The following is an 8,083-nucleotide window of genomic DNA, read 5'->3' as shown; positions in this document are numbered from 1 at the left end:
TCGTCAGCCTCGACTTCTCCATGCAGTTGGTAGCTCGGCAGCTTGCTGGCGATGAGCTGGCGCAGGCGCATGAAAAAGCGGATCGCCGTGTTGGCCTGAACGCCCACGATCTCGGCGGCGGCACGAGCCGTGCTGCCGACAACGAAGTGTTCGATCAGCCTACTTTGCTGGCGGGCTGTGAGCCGACTTTTGCGGGTGTACATCGTAGCTATCATAGAACCTCCAGAGATTCTTAGCTACTTCAGCCCCAAAAATAATTTCAGTATCACTCGCCAGTTTCAGCCTCATATATTTGAAATTGTAAATCTTAATGCAACTCATTTGGCAGGTGTGTTTTTTAATGAGCAATATGACGATGTTAACCATGCAATCTATTTTTATAGTAAATCGTCTGATCAGGGTAATTCAGCTGCTACTGGAGAGTTAGGGTATATTCTATTGCTTGAGAGTAAATACGCCGATGATAAAAAACGGGCATTAGATTTATTAACAACTGCGGCCAAGAAAGATAATACTTTTTCTCAAGTCCTCCTCGGGCGTATGTATCTTAAAGGCGATCTTCTCGAAAAAGATGAAGTCAAATCACTTTTTTGGTTAAAAAAAGCAGCCGCTTCTCAAGATCCAAAATCAATGGCGTTATATGCATTAACCTTATTCAGGGTTGCTAGCACTCAAGACGAATACAAAACAGCTATCAAGCATTTAGAGCAAGTTATGACCTTAGAAAAAAAGGGTTTGATCGATTTAGCTGGAGCTCCAGAACTTTTGTTGTCCAAGGCTTATCGGAATGGATTGGGCGTTCCTGTAGATATTAAAAAAGCAGAAGAGTGGTCGGATAAAGCTTTTGAAAAAAGGGGGGAGTAAAATGGGTGAGTTTGATCGCAATATGCAAGATCGAAGCGATATTATTCAAGATTATGCTGATAGTTATCAGGAGGCAATAAATGATATTCCTGGTATGCAGTCATTCGACCCTGAACCTGTTGACGGATGGAAAGCTCCAACACATAGAGATTTAAGGAAACAAGGCAGAAAACATGCTGTCGATTCAGTACTCGCAGATGAACTTGCAAATATATATGGTGAGTATTATGCGAAATTGACTGATCGAGAATTAAAAAATCGACATTTCGATAGTTTAACGGAGGAGGAAAAGAAAGAGAAATTCTCTGTACCTACATTAGCGGATGCAGTGAAGTCTATCGTAGACTGGTTCACTGAAGAACCTGAGCCAGAAACGCCTCCTGATAATACTGATGACACATCTACAACATCCGATGGGTATTTTGATCGACACAATGATGAAGGTCGAGGGAGAGATGGCCTTGGGGGCGGAGCACCTGGATCTGATGTCGGGGGCGGGGCTACAAGCGGTGGGCGAAATTGTTTTGTAGCTGAGACCCCTATATTGATGGCTGATGGCACAACAAAAGTTATTTCATCCATTAAAGAAGGCGATAAAGTTGCTGCATTTGATAATTTAGGTAAACTATCTTCAGGTGTTGTTGTTGCTAAATATAATTACGATGATCGTGAGGTTTTATCTGTAAATGGTATTTTAGAAGTAACAGAAGCGCATAGGTTCCTTACTGAATCTGGCACTTATAAAGCCATTGGAGAGTTTTCACCAGGAGAAAATTTAGTCAATTCGAATGGCGAAAAAGTCATAATTGATTACATTGAGAGATTGTCGGAAAAGAAGCCTGTTTTCAACTTTACAGTAGAACCATTCAATACCTATGTAGCGAATAATATCCGGGTTCATAATGTAAAGACCATGCCAATAGCAGTTGACCTAAATGGTGATGGTGAAATTGCATTAGTTGATATAGAAGAAGCTGCTGTTTTCTTTGATACGGATGGGGATGGCTATGAAGAAAAAGTAGGCTGGGTTAACGCAGAAGATGGTTTCCTCGTTATTGATATAAATAACGATGGTAACATTATTGGAGATGAACTGGCCATAGCAGCTCAAACAGAAGAAGACGATACGGATCTAGAGGCAGTAGCGGCACTTTATGACACAAACCTGGACGGCGTGTTAGATAATCAAGATGCGGATTTTGATAAATTTCGTATCTGGCAAGACTTAAACCAAAATGGGGCCGTTGACGATAATGAATTAAAAACCCTAGCTGAGTGGGGCATTGAATCTGTAAATTTATCTGTTGTTAAGGCAACAACACAGATTGAAAATAATCAATTATTAGGAACGACATCTTTAACGAAAACAGATGGTTCTCAATCTTTAGTTGGTGATGTTGCTCTTCAAACTAGTGATTTTAGTAGTCGTTTCGAGAATAGTGAAGGAGTTGTAAAATTTAAAGTCAAAGGTGGCATCTCCTATTATTTTGCAGATGCGGGTGTGACGTTAGATGCTTCTGCTAGTGATTTAGAAGTTAATGCTCTCTTTGGAAGTGACCAATCAGATAATTTAAGTGCTGGTGAACAAGTTGATGTCCTGCTAAGCGGTGGAGATAATAACGATACACTTACTGGGGGGAGTGGAAACGATACGCTATCTGGCGGTTCTGGTATAGATAGCCTTCAAGGTGGTGCTGGGCATGATACTCTCTACATAGATTCTGATGATGCATCTATTGATGGTGGTGAAGGATATGATGTTGCAATCGTCTCTAACCAATCTGCAGTTACCCTTAACCTTAATGCATCTAACATTGAGGCCGCTATTGGGAATAAAGGGAATGATGATTTCTCTTATCAAGGTCGTGAGGATATTAGCCTAAGAGGGGAAGACGGAGATGATATCCTAAGAGCTGGCGATGGTGACGATCTATTGGTTGGCGGTCTTGGTGCAGATAGATTCCACGCAGGTGCGGGGGATGATCGATTATTTGTCGATGCAGAAGATAATCAAGCAGATATTCGTGCAGGAGAAGGCAACGACTGGATATTTGTATCAACTGCACAAGCTGTAAATTTAGACTTAAATGTAATTCAAGCTGAAAATGCTTTGGGCAATGATGGAAATGATGTCTTTCGCAACAATAGTTCAAAAGACGCCTATATCGATGGCCAAGGCGGAAATGATGATATCAAAGGCGGAACAGGAAACGACATTATCCAAGGTGGTCAGGGAGAAGACACCTTGGATGGCTCTGATGGTTTCGACCTAGTATCTTATGAAACGTCCCAAAAGGGTATAGAAATCGACCTATCGTCGAATACTGTCAGTGGTGGCGACGGAACCGGTGATTCTATAGTAAACTTTGAAGGGGCTATAGGATCAACCAGAGGTGATATTCTTAGAGGAAATACGCAGAATAATGTTCTTTTTGGTAATGGTGGGAATGACCTGATTGAAGGCAATGTTGGTGCAGATTTTCTTGATGGAGGTCTTGGTAATGATACTGCCTCATACGTTAACTCCAATGCAGGTGTTTCAATAAACTTGAAAGAACGTACTTTTAGCGGAGGGCACGCTGAAGGTGATCAACTAGTTTCTATAGAGAGCCTGATTGGTTCTTCACAAAACGATAGTTTGACAGGTGATGATAACGATAATGTTTTTGAAGGAGCTGCCGGAGCAGACACATTAGATGGAGGACTTGGGAAAGATACAATCTCATATTCTTCTTCTAATGAAAGTGTTGTTGTTGATTTAGAAGATCAGACAGCTTCTGGCGGACATGCTGATGGAGATGTTTTTAGTGGATTTGAAAATGCTGAAGGCTCTACCTATGATGATAATTTAACCTCGCAAATTGCTGGTTCAAGACTGTATGGCCTTGCCGGTAATGATACCCTTACTGGTCAAGCTGGTAGTGATGTAATAAATGGCGGTGCTGGTGCTGATGCTCTTGATGGCGGTGCTGGTGTTGATACACTTAATTACGAAGGTTCTGATACAGGCGTAAATGTTAACCTTCAAACGGGTGCAGCATCAGGTGGGCATGCCGAAGGTGATACAATCTCTAATTTCGAGAATATTCAAGGCTCCTACCACGATGATACTCTAATCGGTGATTCCACTGATAATGTTATCGAAGGTGACCTTGGTGCAGATAGCATTGATGGTGGTGCAGGTATAGATACTGCTTCTTATGAAGATGCTTTCTACGGTGTTGATGTTGATCTCAAACGCGGTGGCGGGCGTCAACACGATCAGCTGCAAATCGAAATAGACAGTACCCGGCGTTCTGGCTCGGTAGCCATTGATGCGCTGAATAACAAACGGGCGCTGCATCAGGGCGCGGAGCTTTCCACTGCCTATACTCTGGCGGCTATTGCCGCGGCATCTGGTTGGGCAACCACATCGCTTGCGCTGGATAGCGGCACGGACGTTTCCGCCACTGTTGGTGCGTTGCTTTCTGTACAGCATAATTTGGGCGCAGGAGAAGTGCGTCCGCAGGATATGGCTTATCTGGATGTTTCCTTTGACGGTGATACCGCGATTATTCGCTATCACCGGGCCGATGGCAGTCTGGAAGGGCAGTTTACGGTCAAAATCGCAGACAGCACCACGCACAAGGTTTCCTTTGGGTATGATAAATACACTGGTGCATCCGTTGTTTCCATAGATGGACAAGTCGCGGGTTCATATAACTGGATATCTGGCCTTGATGTCATGGCTGGCAGCTATGGCTCTAACGGCGCAACGGCAACCCATGAAGAAGCCGATGGTGGATTTATCTATTCCCTTGGACTCCTCACCGACGAAGCCGTTAATGATACCCTGACCAACATAGAAAACCTCCGTGGTTCCGACAACGGCGACCGCCTTGCTGGTGATGATGGCGACAACGTCATCGAAGGTAATGGTGGAAATGACATCATCAATGGAGGCCTAGGGGCGGATACTCTCTCAGGCGGTGCCGGTGATGATCTCCTTATTGGCGGTGAAAGTAACGGTGATACTTATCGTTTCAATCGGGGTGATGGTCATGATGTAATTATAAATAATGGAGTAAATGGAAAGGTTGTTTTTGGAGAAGGTATTCGTGCTCCTCATATAACTTTTGAGAAGATCAATAATGACCTAAAAGTATATTATGTTGGTTTAGAAGATGATGTATTAGTTACTGAAATAACTGACGGCACAGCTTACTCCTCTTCAGTTACATCCTTGCCCAATGGTGATTATGTTGTTCTATGGAATTCCAGTTTAGGAGTTTTCGTCCAAAAATATACCCCTTCAGGAATTGTAATTGGTGCTGAAAAGAAAATAAATAACCCAGGAAATGATCCCTCTCTCATCATTCTGAAAGATGGTGACTATGTTTTAACTTGGAATACTGGTACGAGTGCATCCTTCCCTGGTAATGGAAAGATTCAACGATATGACAAGGATTTTAGCCCAGTTGGTTCAGAAATAACTGTTAGTAACGAAAGTATAAAATTAACGACGACATCCCTGAGTGATGGCGGATTTGTGGCTGCTTGGGCATCCCTTAATAGCGATGGAGATTCGTACGGAATTTCTTTGCAACGATATGACGCAAGTGGAACGAAAGTTGGTTCTGAGGTTGTAGTAAATACCTACATAGAAGATTTTCAGGTAGATCCTAAAGTCTCTCCCCTAGCTGATGGCGGTTTTGTCGTGTTGTGGGAAAAGGGAAGCAGTTCTCCTGGAAAATTTATTTCTCAACGGTTTAATGATAAAAGCGAGCCTGTAGGTCCTGAAATTAGTATAAATACCAATAAGGCTTCAGGCCATGCAGATGTTGTTGGTTTGGCCGATGGGAGCTATTCAATTTCATGGATTTCTACCGAAAATGGTAACGATAAAGTTTTTACAAAAAATATTCCTCCCTCAGCTTATTCAGACGCGACAATTAAAGATTGGTATCTTGACGATAAGAACAAAGTATCATTTGAGCTTAATGATGGAACTGCCATCGCTCTTGAAGGCTTAACTATTAAAGGGAATTCGGAAGCAAACGTAATTAATGGTACTTCTTATGATGATACTCTTGTTGGACTAGATGGTAATGACACCCTCATTGGTGGAGATGGCCAAGATACCCTCAAAGGAGGCTCTGGTGCTGATGAACTTATTGGAGGCAGGGGTCAAGATTATCTGTACGGGGGAGATAGCAATGGCGATATTTACAGGAGTAATTATGGTGATGGCACAGATTACATCTTTAATAACGGATTAAACGGCAAGGTGATTTTCGGCTCAGGAATAGGGCTTAAAGATCTAGAGTTTGGCTCTAATGGTGATGATCTTACTGTTGCGAAGAATGTTGGGGCAAAGAGTGCTGTAGTCATTAAGAACTGGTTCCATGATATAAAGCATCAAGTTGCATTCGAACTTGCAGATGGAACGAACGTCAACCTGACTATTGCAGATAATAACAATAATACTCTGACTGGGACAGTTTTGAATGATGTCTTTCTTGGGCAGGATGGGGATGATGTTATCAATGGAGGAAGTGGTAACGACCTTCTATTTGGTGAGTATGGTAATGATACCCTGAATGGTGATGCCGGTGACGATATTATTAAAGGAAGTTTCGGAGATGATATCCTTAATGGAGGAGATGGCGACGATATTCTCTATAGTGGATGGAGAGGTCTAAACCACCTAACAGGTGGGAAGGGAGCTGATACTCTTTACGGAGAAGGTACTTCAACGATTTATCATTATAATTTGGGTGATGGAAAAGATGTAATTAGTAATATAAGCGGCACCGGAAAGTTGATTTATGGTGAAGGAATTTCAGCTGAAGATCTAACATTTACTAAGCAAGGCAATAGCTTAGTTGTGATCTTATCGCCAGAAGACCAAATTGAAATTAAAGAATGGTTCTTCCGAGATGATCGCCAAATTAGTTTTGAACTCTCCGATGGGAGCCTTCTTCCGGAAATAAAAGGGGTCGTTATTTACGATGACTATTTCCATGGAAATATAGTTGGTACTGAATATAACGACAAAATCTATGGTAATGGCGGATATGATCGAATTAATGGTGGTGCAGGTGATGATCTAATCGATGGTGGAACCGAAAGCGATATTCTTACTGGTGGCGCAGGTAATGATATACTTATCGGTGGCAACAGTGATGGGGACGAATATCATTACAATGCAGGCGATGGATTTGATATAATTCGGAATACAGGCCAAGGGGCCAAAATTAAACTAGGTCAGGGAATTGAACTTGATGATATTAACTTCGTCCAGGCTGGTAACGATCTTGATTTAGTTTTTACGAATAAAGTAATCGCCCCAATCCATGATATTGAAGTTAAAGTAAACACAACATCAGAAAAAGAACAAAAAAAGCCATCAATTGCGACTTTCAAAGACGGAAGTTATGTCGTTGCATGGGAAGCAGAACAAGATGGGAGCAATAATGGTATCTACCTCCAACGCTTTGATTCCAATGGATCACCGATTGATGTTGAAACGCGAATAAATAGCACAACCGCTAATTGGCAATCTCGACCTTCTGTTACAACACTTGTCGATAATGGATATGTTGTTGCTTGGCACTCTAAAGAACAAGATGGTAGCGACTATGGCATTTATCTTCAACGTTATGCTGCAGATGGAAGCACTGTTGGAGGAGAAACACAGGTAAATACTTATACAAGTGGGAATCAATTCTTCTCCTCTATCGAAGCCCTTTTAGATGGAGGATATGCTGTTGTTTGGCAATCTCAGGGACAAGATGGCAGTGAGTATGGTATTTATCTTCAGCGTTATACGGCAAATGGGACCCCTCTAGGTTCAGAAACTCAGGTAAATACGACGACAACGAATTGGCAGAACAGTGCCTCTTTAACATCACTTGCTGATGGTGGTTATATAGTTACTTGGGAGTCATACGGTAATCCTCCCATTTTTAATGGGCTCATTCAGTAGAATTTACGCAGCCATTTTCAGTTTCATTGCAGGCGTGATACCGCCAATGCCCATGTTGGGGCGTTCGTTGTTGTAAGTCCATAGCCATTGTGTGGCCAGATCCTGTGCCTCCTCGATTGTTTCAAAGATATACTGGCCAAGCCATTCACCACGAACCGTGCGGTTATAGCGCTCGATATAAGCATTTTGTTGTGGCTTGCCTGGCTGAATATATTCAAGCTGGATGCCGTGCTTATCGGCCCACGCCATAAG

3 protein-coding genes and 1 pseudogene are annotated in these 8,083 nt (G+C 42.4%); 2 read left to right on the top strand and 2 right to left on the bottom strand.

Translation table 11 applies throughout. From position 1 onward, the window contains the following. Positions 1–215, bottom strand: a pseudogene (locus B152_RS26225) (IS1595 family transposase); the annotation flags it as partial. On the opposite strand from B152_RS26225, the gene B152_RS0112910 reads away from it, so the two are divergent. Continuing rightward, complete coding sequence (locus B152_RS0112910) at positions 196–864, top strand: tetratricopeptide repeat protein (protein WP_211212203.1); 669 nt, start codon at positions 196–198, stop codon at positions 862–864. The pseudogene B152_RS26225 and the gene B152_RS0112910 sit on opposite strands and share 20 nt — an antisense overlap. Position 865: 1 nt before the next feature. Further along, positions 866–7,831, top strand: coding sequence for a polymorphic toxin-type HINT domain-containing protein (locus tag B152_RS0112905; RefSeq protein ID WP_020592846.1), 6,966 nt, complete (start codon positions 866–868; stop codon positions 7,829–7,831). A gap of 3 nt (positions 7,832–7,834) precedes the next feature. On the opposite strand, the gene B152_RS0112900 is transcribed toward B152_RS0112905, so the two are convergent. Next, positions 7,835–8,083, bottom strand: a 249-nt coding sequence (locus B152_RS0112900; protein ID WP_020592808.1) for an integrase core domain-containing protein, incomplete at its 5' end; no start/stop codon positions are given.

Source organism: Kiloniella laminariae DSM 19542, from assembly GCF_000374005.1.
GTDB lineage: Bacteria > Pseudomonadota > Alphaproteobacteria > Kiloniellales > Kiloniellaceae > Kiloniella > Kiloniella laminariae.
The sequence above is the reverse complement of the archived record's forward strand: the minus strand, read 5'-3'. Positions and strand labels throughout refer to the sequence as shown.

Coding starts and splice junctions, on each gene's coding strand:
- B152_RS0112905 (WP_020592846.1), top strand. CDS start 866: ATGGGTGAGTTTGATCGCAATATGCAAGATCGAAGCGATATTATTCAA.